At 35.6% G+C, this 21,422-nt stretch carries 23 protein-coding genes; 7 read left to right on the forward strand and 16 right to left on the reverse strand.

The annotated features are described in order from the left end of the window. Positions 1-285: 285 nt before the first annotated feature. The 8 genes from fabF to N693_RS0113070 form a co-directional block, all read right to left on the reverse strand. The gene (gene fabF / locus N693_RS0113040) at positions 286-1,521 is read right to left on the reverse strand and encodes a beta-ketoacyl-ACP synthase II (protein ID WP_025785277.1); all 1,236 of its coding nucleotides are present in this window, start codon (positions 1,519-1,521) and stop codon (positions 286-288) included. Between the two features lie 27 nt (positions 1,522-1,548). Continuing rightward, positions 1,549-2,115, reverse strand: coding sequence for a TetR/AcrR family transcriptional regulator (locus tag N693_RS0113045; RefSeq protein WP_025785278.1), 567 nt, complete (start codon positions 2,113-2,115; stop codon positions 1,549-1,551). 117 nt (positions 2,116-2,232) lie between these two features. Then, entirely contained in the window at positions 2,233-2,583 is a 351-nt protein-coding gene (locus tag N693_RS0113050; protein ID WP_025785279.1) for a protease inhibitor I9 family protein, read from the reverse strand. Positions 2,584-2,828: 245 nt separating this feature from the next. Then, positions 2,829-3,233 (reverse strand): disulfide oxidoreductase, encoded by a 405-nt coding sequence (locus N693_RS0113055; protein ID WP_025785280.1) that lies wholly within the window; start codon positions 3,231-3,233, stop codon positions 2,829-2,831. Further along, positions 3,223-3,867, reverse strand: a complete 645-nt coding sequence (locus tag N693_RS0113060) for a thioredoxin domain-containing protein (protein WP_025785281.1) — start codon at positions 3,865-3,867, stop codon at positions 3,223-3,225. Before N693_RS0113060 ends, N693_RS0113055 begins: the two co-directional genes overlap by 11 nt. Before the next feature lie 51 nt (positions 3,868-3,918). Next, on the reverse strand, positions 3,919-4,464 hold the full coding sequence (locus N693_RS20625) for a M56 family metallopeptidase (protein ID WP_253271197.1): 546 nt from the start codon (positions 4,462-4,464) through the stop codon (positions 3,919-3,921). Beyond that, the gene (locus N693_RS20630; RefSeq protein WP_253271198.1) at positions 4,465-4,767 is read right to left on the reverse strand and encodes a hypothetical protein; all 303 of its coding nucleotides are present in this window, start codon (positions 4,765-4,767) and stop codon (positions 4,465-4,467) included. Between the two features lie 3 nt (positions 4,768-4,770). Further along, the gene (locus tag N693_RS0113070; RefSeq protein WP_025785282.1) at positions 4,771-5,184 is read right to left on the reverse strand and encodes a BlaI/MecI/CopY family transcriptional regulator; all 414 of its coding nucleotides are present in this window, start codon (positions 5,182-5,184) and stop codon (positions 4,771-4,773) included. Positions 5,185-5,785: 601 nt separating this feature from the next. On the opposite strand from N693_RS0113070, the gene N693_RS0113075 reads away from it, so the two are divergent. From N693_RS0113075 to N693_RS19295, 4 genes are all read left to right on the forward strand, one after another. After that, positions 5,786-6,103 carry a PadR family transcriptional regulator gene (locus N693_RS0113075; protein WP_025785283.1) on the forward strand — a complete coding sequence of 106 codons (318 nt, stop codon included), beginning with the start codon at positions 5,786-5,788 and terminating at the stop codon, positions 6,101-6,103. Continuing rightward, positions 6,096-6,668 carry a DUF1700 domain-containing protein gene (locus N693_RS0113080; protein WP_025785284.1) on the forward strand — a complete coding sequence of 191 codons (573 nt, stop codon included), beginning with the start codon at positions 6,096-6,098 and terminating at the stop codon, positions 6,666-6,668. The genes N693_RS0113075 and N693_RS0113080 overlap by 8 nt, the downstream gene beginning before the upstream one ends. Positions 6,669-6,671: 3 nt before the next feature. Continuing rightward, positions 6,672-7,466, forward strand: a complete 795-nt coding sequence (locus tag N693_RS0113085) for a DUF4097 family beta strand repeat-containing protein (RefSeq protein ID WP_025785285.1) — start codon at positions 6,672-6,674, stop codon at positions 7,464-7,466. Between the two features lie 443 nt (positions 7,467-7,909). After that, positions 7,910-8,317, forward strand: a complete 408-nt coding sequence (locus tag N693_RS19295; protein ID WP_037593300.1) for a VOC family protein — start codon at positions 7,910-7,912, stop codon at positions 8,315-8,317. A 104-nt stretch (positions 8,318-8,421) separates the two neighbouring features. Here the strand turns inward: N693_RS19295 and N693_RS0113095 are convergent, their stop codons facing one another. The 5 genes from N693_RS0113095 to N693_RS0113115 form a co-directional block, all read right to left on the reverse strand. Beyond that, a complete protein-coding gene (locus N693_RS0113095) occupies positions 8,422-10,107 on the reverse strand; it encodes a hypothetical protein (protein WP_025785286.1) in 1,686 nt (561 codons plus the stop codon). Between the two features lie 383 nt (positions 10,108-10,490). Continuing rightward, complete coding sequence (locus tag N693_RS0113100; RefSeq protein WP_025785287.1) at positions 10,491-12,782, reverse strand: glycoside hydrolase; 2,292 nt, start codon at positions 12,780-12,782, stop codon at positions 10,491-10,493. 36 nt (positions 12,783-12,818) lie between these two features. After that, entirely contained in the window at positions 12,819-14,246 is a 1,428-nt protein-coding gene (locus tag N693_RS0113105; RefSeq protein WP_025785288.1) for a cell wall metabolism sensor histidine kinase WalK, read from the reverse strand. Beyond that, entirely contained in the window at positions 14,182-14,829 is a 648-nt protein-coding gene (locus tag N693_RS0113110; protein WP_025785289.1) for a response regulator transcription factor, read from the reverse strand. The genes N693_RS0113105 and N693_RS0113110 overlap by 65 nt, the downstream gene beginning before the upstream one ends. A gap of 25 nt (positions 14,830-14,854) precedes the next feature. Then, the gene (locus N693_RS0113115) at positions 14,855-15,691 is read right to left on the reverse strand and encodes a metallophosphoesterase (protein ID WP_025785290.1); all 837 of its coding nucleotides are present in this window, start codon (positions 15,689-15,691) and stop codon (positions 14,855-14,857) included. Between the two features lie 581 nt (positions 15,692-16,272). Here N693_RS0113115 and N693_RS0113120 point away from each other — a divergent pair. Next, positions 16,273-16,617, forward strand: a complete 345-nt coding sequence (locus N693_RS0113120; protein WP_025785291.1) for a DoxX family protein — start codon at positions 16,273-16,275, stop codon at positions 16,615-16,617. A gap of 157 nt (positions 16,618-16,774) precedes the next feature. Here N693_RS0113120 and N693_RS0113125 read toward each other — a convergent pair whose 3' ends face one another. After that, positions 16,775-17,314 (reverse strand): CueP family metal-binding protein, encoded by a 540-nt coding sequence (locus N693_RS0113125; protein ID WP_025785292.1) that lies wholly within the window; start codon positions 17,312-17,314, stop codon positions 16,775-16,777. Positions 17,315-18,057: 743 nt separating this feature from the next. On the opposite strand from N693_RS0113125, the gene lnu(G) reads away from it, so the two are divergent. Next, the gene (gene lnu(G) / locus N693_RS0113130) at positions 18,058-18,861 is read left to right on the forward strand and encodes a lincosamide nucleotidyltransferase Lnu(G) (protein ID WP_025785293.1); all 804 of its coding nucleotides are present in this window, start codon (positions 18,058-18,060) and stop codon (positions 18,859-18,861) included. 44 nt (positions 18,862-18,905) lie between these two features. Then, positions 18,906-19,289, forward strand: coding sequence for an ATP-binding protein (locus N693_RS0113135; RefSeq protein WP_025785294.1), 384 nt, complete (start codon positions 18,906-18,908; stop codon positions 19,287-19,289). A 30-nt stretch (positions 19,290-19,319) separates the two neighbouring features. Here N693_RS0113135 and N693_RS0113140 read toward each other — a convergent pair whose 3' ends face one another. Beyond that, positions 19,320-20,627 carry an ABC transporter permease gene (locus tag N693_RS0113140; RefSeq protein ID WP_025785295.1) on the reverse strand — a complete coding sequence of 436 codons (1,308 nt, stop codon included), beginning with the start codon at positions 20,625-20,627 and terminating at the stop codon, positions 19,320-19,322. Then, complete coding sequence (locus N693_RS0113145; protein ID WP_025785296.1) at positions 20,624-21,370, reverse strand: ABC transporter ATP-binding protein; 747 nt, start codon at positions 21,368-21,370, stop codon at positions 20,624-20,626. The genes N693_RS0113140 and N693_RS0113145 overlap by 4 nt, the downstream gene beginning before the upstream one ends. Between the last annotated feature and the right edge of the window lie 52 nt (positions 21,371-21,422).

Raw genomic sequence — 21,422 nt, forward strand, 5'->3', positions numbered from 1 at the left:
TGCGTGTTATCCACCAAAACTTTTTTCAACCACTCCCTTTTCTAGTAAATAATTCGAGGTTTCTACTTTAAATGTACCAATAATTTTCGACTTGTAAATTGGGGTAATTTCAATAATATGAATATTCTATTCAATTATTGATTTTCAGACGCGAAAAACCCAGCTGCACGTAATTACTCGCACAGATGGGCTGATTGTTATTATGGAGGGTTACATTATCAGTTTTGCTAACATAGCGTTGTTGAACTTGAATGGCGACCTATGCAAGACAAATTCTTACTTCACTTATGAAGAAACCTTCTTAAAAACAAGTACGGCATTATGTCCGCCAAACCCAAATCCATTTGATAGTGCATAGTTCATTTCCATTTCCACTGCTTCGTTTGGAACGTAATCTAAATCACATTCATCATCTGGTGTATCTAAATTAATGGTTGCAGGTGCAATGTTTTGTTCGATACTTTTTAGCGTAATAATGGATTCAATGCCTCCTGCCGCTCCAAAAAGGTGACCTGTCATAGATTTCGTCGAGCTGACTTTCACCTTATAAGCATGGGAACCAAATGCTTCTTTGATTGCTTTTGTTTCTGAAATATCACCTTCTGTCGTACTAGTTCCATGAGCGTTAATGTAGGCAATGTCCTCAGGTTTTACTTGTGCCCGTTCCATCGCCAGTTTCATAGCTCTGGCTGCTCCATCGAAATCTGGAGATGTAATATGGAAGGCATCGGTCGTTGACGCATATCCTACAATTTCCCCTAGGATAGTTGCACCTCGTTTGATCGCGTGGTCATACTCTTCTAACACGAGAATACCAGATCCCTCAGACATAACAAATCCATCGCGATCTTTATCGAAAGGACGGCTTGCTTGTTCAGGTGAATCATTACGTGCAGACATTGCTTTCATTTTCGAGAAACCTGCAAAGGAAAGTGGATTGATAGATGCTTCAGCACCGCCTGCCACAATCGCATCCGAATAGCCGTGCAGAATGTTTAAATATGCTTCTCCAATCGCGTGATTACCGGTTGCACAAGCTGAAACAGGCGAAAAACTTGGACCCTTCATTCCATTTTTAATGGCAATGATTCCCGCCGCCATATTGCTGATCATCATAGGGACCATAAATGGTGACACTCTTCTGACCCCTTTATCCAGAAGTACTTTGTGGTTGTCCATAACGGTGTCAATTCCGCCAATTCCTGAACCTACATAGACACCAACGCGCTCTTTATTCACTGAGTCTGCACCAATTCCAGATTGGTCGATTGCTTGCTTGGCCGCAGCATAGGCATATTGTGCAAACAAATCGTATTTACCCAATTCTTTTTTGTCAAAGTACTGTTCCGCATCAAAGTCGGATACAAGTCCAGCTATCCGCGTATGAATCTCTTTGAATTCTTCAGATTCAATAGTTCGAATACCAGATTTTCCGTTTCTAATATTATTCCAAAGCGTCTCTACATCATTTCCTAATGGTGATACAACTCCGTATCCCGTTACTACCACTCTACGTTCCATTTAATATCCCCCATAAATTTCATTTAGTTACCTCTCCATTTCCAGCATCTTTTTTAATTGTGTGGACACAGAGAAAAGGAAATCCGATCCTAATACTCGCCGATATTGAAGTGCTCCTTTTACACTTGCAATCATTAGTGCAGCCATTGCAGGGGTATCTTGAAATCCTGGACCTTTCCTTTCATCATTTATATCTTCAAGTAGATTTTGGATGTATCTAATTTCCATTTCACTCAATCCATGAACAGCTTTTTGCATAGACTCCGGAATGTAATTGTAATCCGCTTGCAAGGAAGATAATGGACATATTTCGTTGTCTCCTATTTTTTCAGTTCTTCTGAAAATGAATGCCCATAACTTCTCTTCAGGATTGGCATTCAACCGACCTACTTCGTTATACGTTGTCTCTAGACCGTCTTTTATTTTTTTGCAAACCGCTAAACCCAAGTCCTCTTTTTTCATAAAATGATAGTGAATGCTCGCTTTTGTTACATTCAACTCTTTGGCTAAATCATCATAACTAAATGATAAGTAACCTCTTTCACGAATATTTCTCAGTGCCAACTCGATGATTTGTGATTTTCTATTTTCCATACGTAAAGACTAACTTACTAGTAGGTAAGTGTCAATCAATCCACTGCTTCAAGATAACAAAACCCATCCGCGCATCAACTTCACACAGACGGGCTGTTTCTTTTTTTGAATGGTCAATTACATTATTGGGTTTTCTGGAATGCTTATTTCACGATTTAGATAGATGGCTTTGATCACTTGGGAGTACAACAATTGCTGGATAGCAATTCCTTGAATTTCTAAAGCGACACCGTTTATACCTTTTTTATAATAGTGAGTGATCCTATATGGATAATGCTTTTCCCCCAAGAATATCTCGAGTTCCTTTTGGAAGTGTCTATGGCTTTGTTCGACCTGTTCTATCGCTTCTTCCAATGACAATAAGGAATTTGTTAAGATGGCGACATGGGCAGGACTCGTTTTAAACTCAATAATGACCTGAACAAATTCCTCCGTATGTAAATCTACATCGGGATCAATATAAATCACCGTGTTCCTCCTTCCTGTATGATCTTTATCTAATTTATCTTCCAATTTCACTAAGCATCTCTTCTACCAGTCGTCTTGCGGAGTAAGGTACAAATAATATATCCCACAGTCGTTGTCTGCCCCTCCAAGGAACTAGCTTGTCGAGTTGCAAGAAAATCTTTAGTCAACATATATAGCTTTAATGATTCTTTAAAGGAGTCAGGATAACTATCTTCTAAGGATATAATAAAACTACTATTGAACGATCACTTACGTTTCCAGAGGACGAGCATCATAATCGTAATAAATACAAAAGCGATCAGCGACAAAAAAGGAATCGTTACAAAACCGAACCAATTTATATATTGCCCTGAACAAGGCACTCCACCTGTACACACACTAAACTCTTGCAGCGAAGGAATCTTTTGGTAAGCATAATGATAACCGGACATTAGCACACCTATTAACGACATTGGAAGTACATACTTAACTATATTCTGATCATTCCTGTAGAATGCGATGCCTAGGAAAAGAACGAGAGGGTACATCAGAATACGCTGATACCAGCAGAGCGTACAAGGAATGAACCCCATCTGTTCACTAAAAAACAGACTTCCGATCATCGCTGTGATCGATGCTAGCCAAGCAAAGAGCAGCGGTTTACTTACCATGGGCAGCTGCCTCTTCCACCATTTTAGTAAAGTCATTCATAGTACGTCCCTTGAATTCTTTTCCACCGATAAAGATCGTTGGTGTTGAAGACACTTCCAGGCTATTTGCCATTTTCATATCCTTCTTCAACGCTGCTTCACCTTCATGCTTCTGATACGATGAAAGTACTTTTTCCACCTCTTCGGAACTTGCTACATCAGCCAGAAGTTCTTCCAGAAATTCTTCTGTGAAATAATTTGTTTGTTCAGCATCTGGTTGTTGATTTTGGAACAATAATTCATGGAACTTCCAAAATTTCTCGTCTCCAAGCTCTTGATAAACCGTCTCTGCAAATTGAGCAGCTGTCGTTGAATCAGCAGCTATAAATGAATAATTCATAAAGTACAGTTTCGCTTTCCCAGTTTCAACTAATTCCTTATAAATAATTGGTAAAAGATTATCATTAAAATCTTTGCAACTTGGACATTTATAATCACCGAATTCAACAATTTCAACTGGTGCAGACTCTTCACCTAAATATGGTTGACCCTCATAGTCCAAAACAACCGACTTTTCGCTAACATCCGTTAACACAATAACCCCTATGATACATACAGCTACTAACCCGACAATCCAAAAAATCTTCTTTGACAACACAAACACTTCCATTTCAAACTACATTTTGTAGTGTATTTAAGTAAGAATTTACAAAAGCACAAAAACAAAGAGCATGCAGATCAGACTAAAAACTAACAATGAAAGACATGCGACTTTCACCGGAAGCTTCAACTGAAATTCCTTAAACGGGTTCAAAAGATATTCGATCCGATAATTAACCGACGTATCCGCGAATGACGCATGAACAAAAGGAATTTTTTCTTGCTTGCCCACTTTCAGCATTTTCAAAAGTGCACTGCCCAAATTCACAGATGTTGCTTGTTTTTCAATCGCGAATTCATCCGCCAATAATTCTTTAAAGATTCTATATTTCTGATTAAACCACTTAAGAATCGGGATATACCATAACGTCGATGAGCAAAGTGAAATCAGAAAGTTTTTTAACGGATCGCGACTTTCTTTATGATACATCTCATGATACATAACTGCTGTTAACTCATCATCAGTTAAAAGTTTCATCAACCCTGTTGAAAGGACGATTCTAGGTCGAATAAGTCCCATCGTAATTGCAATCGCTGCGGGATGGGAGATCACCATAAATTCATTTTTTTCACTAGCATATTTCTGATTCATCTAGAATGTGAGCGCATTTTCTTTATAGAGCTCGAATCGTTTTTTCATTCGCTTTGCATAGAACCAATGCATGACCATTTTCCATATCAAAAACAATAACGTATAAATAACAAACACATCAAGAACATACTCAAGAAAAGATAGACCGACTACTTTAAGCCAACTGTGACAAACTGCTACAAGGTTAAACCGGACGTTCCACCCTACTAGCATCGAAAGGATGTAGATACTCATTTGAAGAAAAATCGTTCCTGAAATAACTAGGGATCCGATAAACAAAAGAGTTGATTGACGTTTGGACATACATTAAACGTCCTTTTTCAATTCTTTTATTTTTTGTTCAAGTTGGGCTACCAAATCATCATCCACGTCTTCCAGTGCATCGAGCATATGGCTGACGACAACTGTTCCAAATTCCTCCATTAGTTCATTGGTCATCTCTTTTGACTGCGTATTTAAAAATTCGTTTCTTGAAGTAACCGGTTTATATAATGAAGATCTTCCCTCAGACCTTTTTTGAAGGACCCCTTTCTCTGTTAACCGGTTCATCACTGTCATGACTGTGTTGAAGTTTGTCGGTTTTTCTTTATCAAGGACTTGCTGAACTTCTTTGATGGTCCTTTCACCGTCATTCCATAAGACGTCCAGAATCTTCGCTTCAAGTGGTCCAAAAAAGCGGTTCAATCCACTTTCATTGATTTTAAACTTTCGTATCCTCACCTACTATTCACCTCACATTACTCATTGTAGTGTGAGCCGATTATCGCGTCAAGAATTCTTGGTGAAAACTACTTTATTCACTTAGTGGAAATGTAAACTGGTGCAACTATTTATAGCACCTGATGGTAATTGTCCAGGTTCATAAAACATCTTGGATGAATGAATAGATTAAAGGAAGAGGCATTTCTTCTATGGGGCTCTTTTCCGAGATCAATCAAAGGAAATAGTTTAATCAAAACGCTTTATTCAAAAATGATTTTTACAGTTAATCCAGAATATGAGTTGTGCGTGCGATACCAGTGGATAAAAAACACTTCTTAATATTTCTGAAAAGTGTTTTATCTTGATATTTCACTTCTAAGGGATGTCTAAGGACAAATGATTATAAAGATAAAAGAAAACAAATAATAACTGTATAAAAGTAGTGATGATCGCACGTAAATATTATTTTTTTAGTAAATAATGTTTTTTCTTGATATACTACGCGTTGCATAGTATATTGTGTTAACAAGTAATCTTGTAGTTGTTACAACCAAAACTTTTTTCAATGTGTGAGAATTAAAAGGGCTTCTAAAAAATTTGCAGTTTCAGGAGGGGTGCTATGGACACACAATTAAAACGAGGTTTGCTTGAAGTATGTGTATTGACCATTCTTTCAAAAGAAGATTCGTATGGATACAAAATTGTTCGAGACCTATCAGAACATGTTGAGATTACTGAATCAACACTGTATCCAATCTTAAAGCGTTTGGAGAAACAGAGTTGTGTGTCCGCTTACACGGTTGAACATAAAAATCGGTTACGGAAATACTTCAAAATAGAACAGGTGGGTCAAGAAAAGATTCAAGAATTTTTAAATGACTGGGAATCTGTTTTAGCAATATATAAATTTGTTAAAGGGGGTGGGAAAGATGAATAAGTCGAAGTTCATGTCAGAACTTGCCATTAGACTTAATACCTTGCCACAACACGAAATCAACAAATCCCTCGCATATTATTCAGAAATAATTGCAGACCGAATGGAAGACGGCATGTGTGAGGAAGTCGCTGTATCTGGTCTTGGAGATATTGATGAAATCGCTCAGGAAATAGTGCTCGATGCTACACCTATCTCGAAATTCATCCTACCTAACAGGCCGTTGTCCAGTTCAGATATTTTTTTCTTAATTTTGTGTTCCCCCCTAATCATTTTATTAATTGGAATTATTTTTCTGATTTATCTTTCCGTATGGTTAGTTATTAGTGCACTGTATTTAGTTGATTTGTCTTTTGTGCTAGTTGGTTTAGGAGGAATAGTTGCTTCTATAGTAGATTTCAGTAATAACATACCGATAAATATACTTATGTTTTTTGCCAGTATGTTTTCTATTGGCATAGGTATTGTTATATACGCTCCTATTAAAATGATTACCAAAAAATTATGGGGATTAACTACATCGGTTATAAGGTATATTAAAATAAAATTAATGAGAAAGAAGGACTGAAACATGAATATCACAATAAAAAAATTTTTAGGAAGCATCTTCGCATTTACTTTAATCGTAATTCTTGCAGCGTGTTCATCTGATCCCGAAGTGTCTTATGAGAAAAAAAATTACTCTGTAGAAGCTTCAACTGTGAAGCAAATCTCATTGTCCACTAAAGGGAGAAGTGTCGAGTTAGAAGCGTCCAAGGATGATGAAATTCATATCACTTATTTTGAAAGTGATAAAGAATCTTATAATGTCGATCTTCAAGATAACGGTGATTTAATGATGCAGTTAGTAACAGATAAAGACTGGAAAGATTATATTGGGTTAAAAACAGACAAAGAACATCACCTTGTAAAAATTGCTGTTCCTAATGGCATTTCTAGCGGAGTTAAAATCGAAACATCTAATGAGGATATCATTTTGTCTAACCTGAAAATAGATGGACAAGTCGAAGCCACAACAAATGAAGGGAAAATAAAAGCTTCAAATATAACAACTAACAAAAATATAAAAATGAAAACCAAAAATGATGATATTATTCTGGACGAAGTGAGTGCAGAAGGTAGCATTGAAGCCACATCTAACAAAGGCGACACTAAGGTTTCGAATGTTTCAGTGGGCGATGCATTGAAGCTAAGGACAAAAGATGGAGATATTACTGGAACTGTGAAGGGTTCATATGATTTGTTTAAAATTATTAGTGAGGTCTCTAAAGGGGAAAATAATCTACCTGAAACCAAAAAAGGTGGGAATAAAACATTAGATGTAGGTGCAAATAATGGAGACATCAATATCGAATTTGTTGAATAACCAAGTTTCTCAAAACATCAATTAAACTTGTGCATACCTGAGGAAGAACGTTCCTGACTAAAATGAAATATGCTTATACAATTTCGGTATAAACCAGGTAGTTTCGATTTTTTATTTATTAAGTTAAATTGAGGAGTTAAAAAGGGAGCAACACTCTGAAAAGCTTCCCCTACATGGAGTACCATACAGATTGGGAAAGAACGCGTTTTATCATCTCTGTTAATAGGCGCGAGAACTTTCTATAACCGTCCTGCTGTCGAACTTCCGAAAGTACGGTTCTAAATATGCATTATACAAAAATAATTACTACCCCATGTAGGGTTGGCGGGAAGAGAAAGATTCCTTAATATGAAAATCACTCTTGTCAAACAAGCACATGAAATGTTAACAAACTGAGATGAAGCAACAAATTCAAAAAGTGTTGATGAATGGAGTGAATGTTAATGACACAGTCAATATTACATACGGCTTTGGTAGTTAAAGACTATGATGAGGCGATAGCTTTTTATACAAAAAAGCTCAAATTCAACCTAGTGGAGGATACGTATCAGCCGAAGCAAAATAAGCGCTGGGTAATAGTATCTCCCTCAGGATTTGGTTCCGCGATACTATTAGCAAAAGCTTCAAATCCTGAGCAAGAGCAATTCATTGGATATCAATCTGGTGGGCGCGTTTTTTTATTTTTAAGGACAGATGATTTTTGGAGAGATTACAATGAAATGGTCTCAGTAGGTATAGAGTTCGTCAGGGAACCCAGTGAAGAATCGTATGGAACTGTAGCGGTTTTCAAAGATTTATACGGAAACTTATGGGATTTACTAGAGCTCAATGAAACTCATCCCATGTATTGACGAGTCATAATGTAAGTGAACATTTTTATTAAGCTTCTTTTATGAGAGGTACAAAGAAAGCTGTGAGCTTTTCTCGGATATCTGCGCGGAATAGGTATTCAAGTTTAATTCGCTTTTATCCCATCCCTGATTCCCGTCCATTCACGTACTTCAGTAAAATTCTTAGCCATTTGATTCGCCTTGCTCGTAATACTCTCTGGATAATCAAGAACTTCCAATAGTTTTATAGCATTCCTTGTAATTGACGGTCCGTCATGAACTTTATAATCAAATAATACCTTATCATTTTCAATCCGTTCTCTAAAATGATAATTGCTATACAGATTCTCTGCAATTTCTGTAAGTTCAATATCATGCGAAGCAATCAATGTCATGCCATGGCTTCCAGATAACCATTCCATAATTGCAGCGGAGGCTGAAATTCTTTCAATTGTATTCGTTCCTTTTAATATTTCATCTACAAATGAAATGAACGGTTTCTTTTCTTCACTAAGCTTAATAATTCTTTTAAGGGATTTAATTTCTGCAATGAAATAGCTGTCTCCATCCAATACACTATCTTGTATCGCCATAGATGTGACGATGTAACTTGGTTTCATCGTCCAGCTTTTAGCTAATACCGTATTAATAGTTTGGGCCAGAATCGCATTAATGGCTATCGCTTTAATATAAGTCGATTTTCCAGAAGCGTTTGAACCTGTAATAAGCACGTTTTTTCCAAGCGTTGAAGTATTCGTAACTGGCTTCCTCAGAAGTGGATGTGCCAAGTCTTCAAATCGGATTTCTTCTTCGTCCACAAAGTTAGGTGTAGTATAACTAACAAGTGTTTTCCGATAATACGCTACCGCGACTGCCGCATCAAGTTCACCAATCAACTCCCACAAGTGCTTGTATGCTTTTTTATGAATGATAATTGTTTTAACAATTTGGTTGTACGCTATAAAATCTAGTAAAAAAATTATTCTAAAATACTCTAACAGCACATCAAAATCCCCGCTCTTATTGCTACCAATGGATAATACTTTACCCCAAAAAGCCGTTTTCCCAAGAGCTTTTCCTTCTCCTTTCAAAATATTAGCAACTATATTAAACCTGGGGTGACGAATAGCAGATAAACTTTTCCCAGTGTTCACAATGGCAGCTACATATGTAATTGAGTGTAATTCAATTTCCAACATTTTTTTATTTCTATAGTAAATCACTAAGTTCGTTATAAAAGAAATCGTTATAATAGCCACTCCATACTTCAAACTGAAAAGCATAAAGACGATCGATAGTATAGGTATAACGGCAAGTATGATATATAGATAGGCGTGTTTAATTTTATGAGCATTCATCTCATAGAAATACGAAGACGTGTTTGTATAGTTTCGTTTTCCAAGACCAGATAAAACCAGAAGTACTTTTTCTCTCAACTTTTGATCTCTCTCTAACAAAGCATAAAGTTCTTCTTTATCATGGACATCTTTACATCTTGGATCTATATCTCTCAGTTGATTGAATAAATACTCCGATCCTACACTAGTTTGTGTGTAATTAAGCTTTTCAAATACATCTTGCATGGATAAATCATTCCAAGTTAACGAATCTACACCTGCATAATTATCGGCGTGCTCTTTCTTATTCTTCCAATATGAGGATACGGACTCGAAGTCTTCACTGGCAGAAAAGTATGTCCCATTTTCCCATTCTTGCTTCAGACGTTTTAATTTCTTTTGGTTTTTGGGTAGTAGACTATATATTATGAAAACCAATGCAGCTAGTGCAAGTATTAGTACTGGATTCACCATTAAAACACCTTCCTTCTACCCGTTATACGATTTTATTGACAGAAGGTTTCGTCATTTCTTTGTATATCTGAATACACATGAGGCTTATATACATTACTTTTCTATGAATGTGTTGCATAAATGCCCCCACATAGTCATTCAATATGGTTTATAGGTGTAGTAAGTAGTTTACTACTAAAAAAAAAGCATCGTTCTCTCAAAAAAATGAGTAAACGATGCCTTTTGATTCATTTGGATTTTACCAATACCCTCTTACATTTAAGCACGTAATATGTTTTTTATTACTATCAATAAGTTGTTTCAAGAGCAACCTACTAAGAACTTCGCATCTTGGAGGAGTATCCCATTTAAAGTAAGCAATTGGGGCGGTGCTGATTTCCTGCTCACTTTTTCGGAGTATAGATAGTTTTACTATTTCCATCAATGATTAATAATGATTTACCTGGTATTGTCTCGCCTTGATAATTAAATTCATCTTCTGAAAAATTGGCTACTACACTCAATGATTCACCATACTCAGTCATTTGGACAAGTCTATCCTCTGATATAATTTTAAAATCCGTCATTTCTTTTGTTATAGCTTTCCTGCTAAAATTTGACCATACATTAGAATGTCTTACGATTGTTTCTTTATTTTTTTCCCACTCGTGTTTATCTATATGATATAAGGGAGGGACATTATAGAGTACCTCATACAACATCCTATTTGTAATTTCATCTTCTACTTTTAAGGTTCCCCATCCCCACCAATAAGTCGTGATCACTGAATCGTTGTAAACCAACTTATACAATGGAATCGTGTAGTTTGAATCCATGAATAGCTTTTTGTACTTATCCTTTACAGGTATTTGTTTTGAAAACAGTTCTGGAACCCCACCTTGACTAGAATAATATCTGCCTACATAGTATTCACTTTCTTTATTTGTTTGCATATCCTCATCCATCCAAGAAAATGATGGCATTTCTATCCCATGTGCGAAAGCAATTGTTTTGTTTGCAAAATCATTTCCACCTTCAGTTCCAACCACCATATCCCACTCTTTCTGCAGATACTCCATTCTCTTAATTCTAGACTGAATATCTTCACTCTCAGTGGTAATATGTTCTGGCGAATAGTCATCATAGATTTCTCCAGTGCCATCCGTGTCTAAAAACCATGAGTTAAACTTTAAGCCAGTATCTAAAATCGAAGTTATTCTTTCTTTTACACTGGGCATTGCAAGCGTTGGATTTAACTTTCTACCTTCACCTTGGAATCCTTCAATCTTATTGCCATCTTTATTAGTTACAGTTGCATTCTCGTAAAGTGAGGTATCCTTAAACTTAGCGGTTTCCCACTTCTCTTTACCTGGTTCATGGATTGAGTGATACGAATCATAGGGACCTATTAAATAGCCCAGCTTTTCCGCTTCTTTCACTAATTCTGGTTTAATAAATCCTTCTTGCCAGTCATCCAGTCCAATCCACATGTTTCCTAACCCTGAATTCTTCATATCCTTTATCACATCGACAGTATTTGCATTTGCCCACTTCTCTATTGGGTCAACTGCATTTCCAAGTTCGCTTTTAAACAATTTTTTATTCAGGTTAATTAACTCAACAGAATTTAGATTTTCTATTTTCCTGTTCAATAGTTTCTGTGTGTCTTTATCTATTTCAGTAAATATTTCAGGATTATAGAATCCCTTCAGTTGCATTACAGCACTTAAGCCTTTTACTATTCTATTTTCAGTGTATTTGTCTACATAATCTAAATCATATAAGTCATCAAAGCCCGACGAGAGTTCTGATCCATCTTCAACTTCAGTAGTTAATAAACTCTGTATCCATATTTTCAGTTTTTCAGGTAAGTGTTCTCTCAGTTTAGTCCATTCTATATTTTCCTCTGAAATCACAGTTCTATCCCAAAAATAAGCATGGGGTGCACCGTAAAGTTTTTCAACATTACTATTTTCTTCTGCCATATCAGCCAAGGTTTTGAATGCCCCTTGTTCGATTAAATAATTTTTATAAGCCTTTGCAACATCTACTGGATTTTTATCCGTTACATATATTCTAAAACCATATTTCTTCTGTTCATTAATCGATGGAAACTCATGATTATAAGTAAACTCAATTTGATTGTCTGTATTAAAATCAAGTTCACTGTTATAAGGATTATTAATTATATAGACTAGCGAATACGTACTTTTATCGACTGCAAAAAACTGCATAGATAAAGACTCAATCACTTTCATTTTTTCTTCACTTAAATAATCCTTCCAAACAGAATCATTACTTGGAATATACTTCCCTTGATTTAACGGGAGCATATATGCATCGCCTGTCACTTTAGGCCATGCAAACATGTTGTCCTTATCTTTGCTAGATTTTATAGTTACATCTACATACTTATCACTTTTCTTAATTTCAACATCAATATCCTTTTCTAAATAGGACCATGTAACAGTGTCTCCACTGTCTTCTAAATATGAAACTTCCATTTTCTCCAATGGTTCAGATACCCTTTCAGCAATTCCATTGGACTCCACCTCCAACGCTAGGGTCTCTGGATCCACATTAAAGTTAAAATCTAGATTGTTCTCTTTGCTTGGTACGTTTTTGTCATTCACACACACCGCAAGAACACTAGTTACCATTGCAGCTATTAACATGACTGGTAGTATTTTTTTCATGTATCACACCTCCACCAATAGAGTAATGGGAGTGCGTTACACGAATGTTACAAAAAACGCTAACCTATTATCTTTTAACTTGAACCCATAATCTAGTTTGTGATTATCCAAAATGGTCTTGATAATAGGCAAGCCCAACCCTGTACCAGAAAGTTCCTTACTTCTTGATTTTTCTAATACGTAAAAAGGTCTCCATATACTTTCTAAGTCGCCTTCGTCTATCTCCCCAACTCCGTTAGTAATTGTAAGATTCACGCCATTAGTATCTTTGGTTAACGATATCTCAATACTCTTGTCATTGGTATATTTAATAGCATTGGTAACCAAATTATCGAGTACAACATCTATCCCTTCTTGCTCAGCACAAATAATATATTCCTTATCCACATCTATATTTAATGATAAGTCAATACAGTTTTCGTGTAGTATCAGCGTGTATTTTTCTGTAATGTCGATAATCCTTTTCCCTATATCAAAATCACATTTTTTTAATGAACTACTTTCTAACTCTGCCCAGAACAAAAGCTTCCCTATCAATAAATCCATTTTCTCTATCTGCTCTTCAATTACATCCCTATACGTTCCGTCATCTAAACCGTCCACTATACCTTGTTCATACACTTTCACTATGGATAGTGGCGTTTTTAACTCGTGGGACACATCTGACATTAATTCTCTCAATCTCTTATTTTGAACACTGATCTCATTATGGGCTTTCTCTAATTTCTCACTCATACTATTTATGCTTTTTGCAAGATCGCCTACCTCATCATTGGTGTTAATCTCTTCTTTCCTAAATTTCAAACTGGCTATATCCTGAGACAAACCTTTCAAGGATTTTAAAGGACTTGTAATCTTATTTGATAGAATTACCACTAAAAAAATTATCAATAATACTGAAATAGTCATCAGCACTATATTAAATCGATTGATAATCAGGACTGTTTCTTCCATATGTGGTAATGGCAACGCTATGGCAATAATAAAATGATCTATTTTTATAAATTTCGTTAAAACTTTATATTTACTTACACCTTGATCATATATTTTATTTACACTATTGTTCTGCAAAGTATTTAACGTATTTTCCGTAATCCAAAATTTATTTAGCTTTAAATTCTTCATTTCAAATTCTGATTTTATGCTCTCATTTAGTTGATTTAAATTGCTATTAACTTCTGAATATACAATAGTTACAGCGTGTTCCTCTTCTATACGTTCCAAGTCACTCACAAAATCATTTTCGGGAACACTACGTATATCGTTCGCTACCTCGTTTAAAATCTTTCTTTGCTCATAAATATAATATCTGTCTACCAAGAAGATATTTGCTACTATTGAAAATATAAAAGTGCAAATTACAATGGATGAAACACCAACTGAAAATTTGGTCCCGATTTTAATCTTTCTGCACCTCCAAGCAATAGCCCACACCCCTGTAAGTTTTGATAATATCAGTACCAATTTTAGTTCTTAGTCTCCTGATATGGGTATCGACTGTTCGAGGATCACCATCATAATCCATGCCCCAAACCCGATTAATAAGCGTTTCTCTTGATAGGATAACTCCTTTATTTCTACTAAAAAACAGCAACAAATCGTATTCAATCTTGGTCAGCTGCAATAGTTCTTCATGCTTGTACGCTTTTTTTTCATTTTCCATTATCCTAATATCGCTTACTTTAATTTCTTTGCTACTATTTATAAGTTTTTTAGCCCTTAATAACAATATTTGTGGATCAAATGGCTTCCTGATATAATCGTCAGCCCCACTATGTAAAGCCTTTAGTTCATCTTGATTTTGACCTTTCGCTGTTAGTAGCAGAACTTTGGTTTGACTATTGTCCTTTATATATTTACATACGTCTATGCCATCAATTTTCGGCATCATCCAATCTATAATAGCCAACTCGATCTTGGACGATTCCATTATATCCAAGGCTTCCTGACCGTCATTAGCCGTCAGGACATTAAAACCTTCTTTAGTAAAATAGGCAGAAAGTATCTTTAGCATTTGCGGCTCATCATCTGCGATTAAGATAGTCAATTTCCATTCCCCCTAAGCAATAATTTTATATAGTCAAATCGAAAACTGATAACTCCGGTGGGTTCAGAAATCTCACGGTTATTCTCGTAGTACCGATTCCACTATTCACATACAAATAGTTGTCGTCCGCTAGCTGGTACATTCCTTTTGTGTATATTCTAGCTAAGGGTGGCGTTACTAAATGGCCCAAAAACGGGACAACGACTTGTCCACCGTGACTGTGGCCCGCCAAAGCCAAATCAAATCGATCAGCCTTTATATTGTCTACAAGATCCGGGTCATGTAGCAATAGCAACTTGTCTCCCTTATCGTCAACACCTGTATACGCTTTTTCAATATCTGGGTGCCCAAGCATCGCATCGTCTAATCCTATAATTGTTATTTTTTGTCCACTATCCAGCTCGATAGCGCTATTCTGATTTTTAAGCAACTTAAATCCTGATTCACTCATAATATTTTCATAAAATCTGACCCCACCGCCTCCATAGTCATGGTTTCCCCAAACAGCATATTTACCATATCTACTTCGTAGTTTACCCAAAATATCACTTATTTCTGACCTTCCTTCGAAGGCAGATGGTACATCTATCAAATCACCCGTAAAAGCGATGATGTCAGGTTCAAGCTCATTTACTCTTTCGACCAATTTCTCAAGCTGCTGTAATGAATAATTAGGACCCAAATGCACATCTGAAAACTGAACAACTCTGATAGAATCTCTACCTTCAGATGATAGCTCTACTTCAAATTCCCTTGTCACCAAACGTTTTGGCTCTATTTTAAATGCATAAAAAATGATCCCAACTACAACTATACTTAAGATGAAAGAGCATTTGATAACTCTCCAAATTATTCTTTTCAAAGTTTCACTACCTTCCTACTGTCTAAAGACTAACTACTACTACGATACATTCTCTGTGTGACACCAATGTTACGAGCAAAAAACCACACCTCTAACGGCTGTGGCAGTTCAATCTCCTGTGTATTTATATTCCTTGTAGTTGCGTTCAAGAACTTTCATCGATTCTTCACTTGTTATAAGTCGTTTGTTTTTCACTGCATTGATCGAAGTGAGTAAGATTGCACGTTCCTGCACAAGATTAAAGGGAAAATTATTAGAGGATTTGTCACCCCATCATAGAATAGGGAATAGTAGCTTTAACTAGGCGTCCCTGACCGTGCTTTTCAGCTAGATCACCTGGCTACCAAACAAATTCAGGGGGATTCAGGCAGTTAAAAAGTTCAGAACTCTCATTTACCATGTGATTTCGAAGAAGGGATGATTGAACTTCATCTTTCTGGACTTTTAGCCGAGCCCTCCGAAAGGTAAAGCCAAAATGGAAAAAGAAGATCACTCTCTTTTTGCGTGGACTATAACAATGGTTCTATTATTATGAAATTCATTCATATAATTAATAAAACATTTTGAGAGGAGGATTTTATATGGAAATAATATTAAATGTTCTACAAGGTGTATTAATATTTTTATTTCTATTTGCAGGGTTTGGAAAAGTAACAGGTTCCCAAATGCATATAGAGAATTTTAATACTTGGGGACTCCCGCAATGGTTTAGGGTGGTAACAGGCATTATTGAAGTAGCTGGTGCTGCACTACTAATCATCGGGTATTGGGTACCAATCTCAGTACTTATTGGGGCACTTTTACTTGGTATTACAGGAGTCGGTGGTATTTTAACACATATTCGTATGAAGGATTCATTTAAAGAAACAGCAATGATTTTATTACTTACAATTCTATCATTCATAGTATTCTTTATGAATTTATAAATATTTTAAAAATTATGGCAGCAAAACAATTACGGATTATTCTAGTATACGATTAGTAGAAGATACATAAAAAAGGATAGAGAAGGCAGATATCACTCCTGCCTTCTCTATCCTTTTTTGGTTCATAACATATTAGTACATTCACGGCTTTTTTTCTTTAGGTTAGCTGCATCGTTGTGATACAAGTATTATCGCCTTCAAAAGTAGAGATTTCAGATTCTACTGCTTTGCCGTCATACTCGATTTTCACTTGATATGTTTGATCCCTCGGTAACCACAGGTCAATAAACCCATTTTCTAAAGAAGCCATTGTTTCATCCACCACTACATTGCCTTCTTGATCCTGGATATGCACATCGAAGTCTTTTTCAACCAGTTCCCCTTGGCACCCCGTTAAACTGTGGATAGCACATTCATGTGTCGTTTCAACAAAAGGTGCAATTGAAACAAAAAACTCGTCCTTAGGAAGGTCAAAGGAAATCTTTTTACCATTATCAGTAACAAGTAGCTCATGTGATGTAATAGATGCAGTTACCTCATCAAACGTGCCAACACTATACGCATGGACTTGTTCTTTTATATCTTGTTTTTCCTCATTTTGTTTTCCCTCTTCTTGCGGTGCACTACTATCATTGCTACAAGCTACTAACACTAAGCTTAGTAATGTACCCATTATTAAAAGCAGAGCTTTTTTCATTTATTATTCCACTCCAATTTCTTATATTGAAAAAATTAGCTACGTTCATTTTATCATATATTCACTTGAATAGTCAGTTTTCACCAAATGTTCATGAATTTAAAAGGGGGATTATTCTCCACTCCCCCCTCATAGCAACCCCCTTCAAAATATGAGATAATCAATACAACAGAACCAACGTACTAAACATGAAAAATCGAGGTGCCATCATGAAACCGGTTATACTATTATATGGATAATATTGTTCAAAGTAGGTTCTTGACTTGAAAAAACATTCTAACACCTTGTTTGCCAAGAAGGAATAGGACATATAAATGTTCGACTATATGAAAGGAAAAGTCGAATAAAAAAGGAATAATAGGTATAAAGTTAAAGATTTTTCTTGGGTTTGTGAAAAAATGTACTTAAGCTAAACGGGCAGGATAGTTTAAGTGTATTTCTTCACAACAACTTGTACTTTGAACTATGAAGTGTTAATATACTATTAATCGAAAGGAGAGATGGGTGGACAATGAAGAACTAATCTAATTTTTAACAATTGAAATAGTATATTTCAGTTTAAAAACTTAGGATTAGTTTGCCCATTTTTTCATATACTAAATAAATGTAAGACTGAATAGCTAAAAAGGCTACTTAGTTTTATTTGAGTATCGTAAAGAGTGACATGACTAATCCTTCCAACATTATATGGGAGGATTTTTTATTATTCTCCCAGAATCAAAATAAAGAAAGAAGGAATCGAATTGTTAAAACAAAAAGAACTAATGGCAAGGGTTAAGGAACTTGTCCAGTCAGATGAACGAATATCTGCTTGTATGATGTATGGGTCTTTTACAAAAGGAGAGGGAGATCAATACTCTGATATAGAATATTATGTTTTTCTGAAAGATGATACAATTTCCACCTTTGATTCAGCAAAATGGCTAAATGAAGTCGCTTCCTACCATTTACTCTATCAAAATGAGTACGGTACGGAAGTAGTAATTTTTGAAAATCTAATACGTGGTGAATTTCATTTCCTTTCCGAAAGCGAAATGAATATTATTCCTTCATTCAAAGAATCAGGCTACATTCCTGACACAAAAGCAATGTTTATTTATGATGAAACAGGACAATTAGAATTGTATTTATCAGGGTTGGAAGGTTCGGGACCAAATAGACTTACAGAAGAAAACGTAAATTTTTTATTGAATAATTTTTCCAACCTATGGTTAATGGGGATTAATGTTCTTAAAAGAGGGGAATATGCACGTTCACTGGAAATTTTATCTCAATTACAAAAAAATATACTGCAACTCATTCGAATTGCGGAAGAAAATGCCGATAATTGGTTTAATATGACAAAGAATCTTGAAAAAGAAATTAGTCCTGAAAACTATGAAAAGTTTAAAAAGACTACTGCCCGATTAAATGAATTAGAACTATATGAAGCCTATAAGAACTCTTTGCTTCTCGTTATGGAATTTCGAAATCTTGTTGAAAAACAGTATCAGTTAACCGTTAGCAATGATTTTTTCGAAAAACTGTTACATTATATGAATGAATAGAAAAAAACTTATTGTGCTATCGGGTGCTTAATACAAAAAGGAAGGTGAGTGAGAGAATAAAATTCAACTCTTTAATTCCAGAGTTTTCAGTTAAGTACATTGAGAAGTCGAAATGGTTTTATATAGATATACTTGGATTCCAAAGTACCAATGAAACCCCACAAGAAAAACAACTCATCATCCGAGATAATGGGATCGGAATTACACCACAAGAGCTACCAAGAATATTTAACCGAGGATTTACAGGTGAAACGGGGCGAACATACTCTAAATCAACAGGGATGGGCCTATATTTAGCACAACAATTATCCAATAAACTTGGTCACTATATTACTTGTACATCTGAAGTTAGTTCCTACACAGAATATATTATCCATTTTCCAAAAGATGATGATCCTTTTTTGTTTATGAATAAGGAAAAGCAATGACTAATAATATCAGTCATTGCTTTATTTTTATCACTTTTGTTGATTAACAATCTTATAGTAAAGATTGGTTGACGACACGTAAAACAAGAAATAGATAACAAAATAAATAATTAGTATTGCCCACATGATAGAAGTGAGCTGTGGGAAGTCTCTCACTTCCTCGAATATAGAGTAATTCATAATAAACAAGCTATGCAGCATTCCCAGTATAAGTGGAGGCAAGAAGACAAAAAGCAGTTTCTTACGGATGACTTTTTTCATTTCAGTGTTACTAACACCAATTTTACGCAGGATAGCATATTGTTTTTGTTCGTCTGTTGCTTCACGTAATTGTTTGAAATATATAATGCTTCCTAAAGCAAATACAGCGATGACGGCAAGAAAAGCTGCTGTAAACAGTAATAATGCTGAAGATTCAGCTTGAATAGCATAGCCGTCCGCAAAAGCTGAATAATAGATATCAGGTGATTGCGAAACAATCGCTTGTATTTGTGCTGATAAAGCTGACGCATCTTTAGCATTTTCAATTTGGTATAGTTCATACATTTGGGTATTCTGACTATTTTGTATAGTGGCATACGCTTCATCCGAGATAATGAATATAGCAAGATGAAGAAAAACATTGGTGTTACTCAAATTACTGGCAGGGCCAAGTAGTGCATAGTCTTTTCTTTCTATAAGGTGAAAAGTAGACTCATCTCCTACTTTTACTGTGAATTCTGATTGATCATCCTGTGTGAACTGTTTGGGTGTATCTATTTTTGAAAGAACAATAGCCTCTTGGCCATGCAGGTTAACTTCCTGGTCATCACCGCGTAAGGCAACTATATCGTTAAATTGGGTCTCTGAAAATAAAAGGATATCTTCTGTGAGATAATCCGATTGTTCAAAGGCAACATCTCTGTTTGTAACGGGATTTACTAAGATCCCTTCAATCGTTTCATGAGTGATAACTGGGTGGTTTGATTCATGAATCAATGTTTCAATTTGATGCTGAATATGTTCATCCTGAGATTCGAAAGCAATATCATTTGGGAAATTTTTAGTACTCCCATCGAGTTGAACAGCGTAATCAAATTCCTTTTTACGTTGGTTCATAAAAAATGTATTAGCGTAGAGTATGAAAAAAATAATAAATAAAAACACCACAATGGATGCTGCTATAAGCCCTACCTGAAAATTTTCTTCATTTTCTAATGCAGCTAAAACATCCTCATTAAAGATTAAAGATGAAAAAGTATATTGAATAACTACTCCAATAATCATCGAAATAAGATAGATGGAGTAAATTCTAAAATTCCGTCTGACATTGCGCCACGATAAATCCAATAATTTCATCTGCGATTTCCCCCTAGAGTGCTCTGAAAGGTGAGGATGCGATCAAAAAATTCCTTTTGGGTTTGTTCTCCTTTGAACAGCTCATTTACAATCTTACCGTCTCGTAGAAAAATGACACGTTGGCAGTAACTTGCAGCATAGGGGTCATGTGTAATCATCATTATCGTTGTTTTAAATGTTTGATTAAGTGATTCAATTTGTTCCAGTAGCTGTGTTGCAGAGCGAGAGTCAAGTGCACCTGTAGGTTCATCAGCAAAGACAATCGCTGGGTTAGTAATAATAGCACGTGCCGAAGCAGTACGCTGTTTCTGCCTGCCAGATATTTCAGATGGATAATGATTTAAGATCGATTCAATGTTTAGCGGTTGAATGATATTGGATAGTCGTTTCTCCATTTCCTCAACATGTGTCTTTTGTAATGAGAGTGGCAAAAGAATATTTTCCTTTACTGTCAACGTATCTAGTAGGTTATAGTCTTGAAAAATAAACCCCATCCGCTTTTGACGAAATTCACGTAATGATTTCTTTTTTACTTCCAATAGCGAGGTCCCTTCAATCCAAATGTTCCCGCCATTAAATGTGTCAATCGTGGATAATGTATTCATTAATGTTGTTTTTCCTGATCCAGATGGACCCATAATTGCGGTAAACTCACCTTCTTCAACAGCTAAATCTATATTTTTTAAGACCTGAGTCTTTCCGTATGATTTAGATAAGTTTTTCGTTTGAATAATTGTATTCATTTGCTTAGTCCCCTTTCAATGTCAATACTATACCTCTGAATAGGATTACCAA

This window comes from Sporosarcina sp. D27 (assembly GCF_000586555.1).
Lineage (GTDB): Bacteria > Bacillota > Bacilli > Bacillales_A > Planococcaceae > Sporosarcina.